This is a genomic window from bacterium (genome assembly GCA_040756715.1).
Taxonomy (GTDB): Bacteria; UBA9089; UBA9088; order UBA9088; family UBA9088; genus JBFLYE01.
Map to the genome: position 1 here is coordinate 1 of JBFLYE010000140.1, position 2,768 is coordinate 2,768.

Annotated in this window: 2 protein-coding genes; both read right to left on the bottom strand. The window is 41.9% G+C overall.

Features of this window, described 5'->3' with window-relative positions; genetic code table 11:
• On the bottom strand, positions 1-2,053 hold a 2,053-nt coding region (locus AB1397_05325), incomplete at its 3' end, for a VCBS repeat-containing protein (protein ID MEW6482405.1).
• Between the two features lie 117 nt (positions 2,054-2,170).
• Positions 2,171-2,768, bottom strand: a 598-nt coding sequence (locus AB1397_05330; GenBank protein MEW6482406.1) for a hypothetical protein, incomplete at its 5' end; no start/stop codon positions are given.

Genomic DNA, 2,768 nt, shown 5'->3' on the forward strand with positions numbered 1-2,768 from the left:
CCTTTTTCCAGGAAGATAGGGTATCTGGGCTATTTCCATATCGGACAAACATTGCAATATTTGTCTCAAATGGCTTCCTCTCTTTATAGAAGATATTCTCAAAGATAACTGAGGAACCTGCATCAAAGATAGCCGAGGTATAGGTGCCCAGGGGATTATGGGGGGCTTGGTTAAGATAGAGGGCAGGGCCTGCATATTTATAAGCAACCACAAGCTCATAGTCTCCATCGTTGTCATAGTCAACCAAGCCAAAGGGGCCATCTGTGTTAAAGAGGCTGTTTAGTTCATCCTCCCAATCCAGCCTTCTTTCAAATTGAACACTTTGGGTTCCTGTTCTTTTAAAGGCAAAGATAGCATCGTCTGTAAAGAAGATAAGGTCTTCTTGGTTATCCCCATCGATGTCTATTGCCTGAGGCCTTACAGGATTGCACTCTTGCCCATGAAGGCACTCAAAGCCTTTTTCCCAGTCTTTTCTTCTTGTCCAGGTTGCATTCTCCCTTGTTCCTGTGTTTTCTAAAAAGCAAAGGGCTTGCTCGGTTGTAATGATAAGGTCGTATTTTTTGTCATTATTTAAGTCAACCAAAGTATGCCAGGGGTTTATTGTTTCTAAGTCATCCAGTCCCTGAGAAATTAGAAAGCTTGCGGTTATATCCCAGGGGGGATAGTATTCAAAGGCATTGTTTGTATTCTTCCAGGCTCCAATACACTTACCATTTCCCGCAGAGTAATATCCTATTAAAATGTCCAGATCACCATCATTGTCTAAGTCAACAAAGCATGGTCTGCTGTCATCAAAATATGCATAAGGTATTGTTATAACTCCTCCTCCCAGGAAGTATGCATCTTCAGGTGTTCCATTATTACGATGTATGTACCACCCACCAATGCAACTTCCTATTCCCTCTCCAAGAAACTCCTCATAATCACAATCATTGTCAATGTCAGCAAAGGCAATCCTTCCGGTTACATGCCCACCACAAAGGTATGTCTTCTGCCTTTCTGTAAATATGGGGTTTTCTTTTGTTCCCACATTCTCATAGCTGGGGCAAAAATTGTCAGCACTTCCCCTTAAAAGGTCAAGGTCACTATCGCCATCAAGGTCAGCAAATCCTCCTGTTCCTGCGATAGCATCATCTGTGATAGGCCAGATCCCAAGAATCTTCCCATAGGCGGAAAATTTTAAATGAAGATAGTCTTTATTCCATACCGGCGATTGTGTTCCAGTATTCGGGTATATCTGTAGAAGTCCCCATTCCTCATTCGTATAAACAAGGTCTGGGGCACCATCATTATATAGGTCAACCAACTCCATACTTACATTCCATGAAGTACCCATACCTATATCTGGATGTCGTATCCAGACATCCCAATCATTCCTTTTTGTCCAGGAGCCTTTACCATTAGTGTTTTCATAGAAGAAAAAGGTTAAAGTTCCATCTCCCCAACCTCTCATTTGAATATAAAGCATACCAAGGTCAAGGTCAGAGTCATTATCCAGGTCGCCAAGTGTCTGGGTTAGCTCATAAAGTACCCCGGGAAAGGGAGGCTTAATATCCCAGGCTGGGTTTCTTTCAAGAATATTCCAGCTTATTATTTTATAGCCCTTTATGTTCTCGGCAGAATAATCAGCCGACAAAAGGTCTATCTTTCCATCCCTGTCAATATCACCTAAGGCTATATGTCCAAAAGAATTTGGGATGGTGGTAGTGCCTTTCAGCTTGAATATGGCATTATATTTACTTCCTACATTTTCAAAGAAGGCAATTATGCTCGTAAGTCTATACCCAAGGATAAGGTCATAATCTCCATCGTTGTCTATATCCGCAAGCTCTGGGGCACCATAACAGCCACCTTCCTTTGGAATAGGTTCCCAATTCCTTGGTTTGAAGTTAAAGTCTTTTGGGGAAAGCTTGAGGGATTTTGGGCTTTTTACCCATTTACAGCCGGGGATGCCAGAGGTGGTAACATAAGTAAGGCTTCCTGCCATAAAATAGTTATTCCTTATCTCAGAGGCACAGAGGCACAGAGGCACAGAGGCACAAGAAAAAGGCACAAAGTTGTTAAATGTTTAATCATCTAAATTTAAGAATAACACATAATTGCTTAAAATTCAAGTAAAATTTAAGTAAGAGGGGGAGAAGCCTCCCCCTCTTGTCTTTTTGCCCTGTGTCTATAGGGGATTGTTTTGGACTGTAATGTAGAAGTGGTTAGCGTAATTAGACTCGGGTAGAACATTAAATGGAACTTCTACAACAGAGGCGATGTAGCGCCTCCAGTTTTTGAATGCAGGAACAGAAAATGTGGTTGAGTTAAGATCAGATGCACGAATTAACTCAGAAGGTGCAGGAGGAGTGACAGTTCCAAGAAAGGCATAGTATGTGGGAAGCTCGAAGAACACAGATGGACTTGTATGCTCCAGGTCTGCTGCCCCTGAAAACCCTATTGTTGCACCATCATCATCCTCGGTGTAGACAGCTAGCTGAATCCCTGTATTGTTGTCCAGTCGGATACCTGAAAGATATGTTGATGTTGCCCCTACTTTATGCTCTCTAATCTCTGTGTAGAGGTCCTGGTCAGTCAATTCTGCGAAGATTCTAGGTTGATATTTAAGAAATATCTTGTTGTTGAATCCTATGGTGCTAGCAGTCTCACCACTTACAACATCCTTATCGTATAGGGTTCTTTGTGCAAAGGTATTGGAATCTGAAATTAGGGTTGCACTACCTGTATCCATATCATAGTAATAGACAGGCATTCCCATATCATCA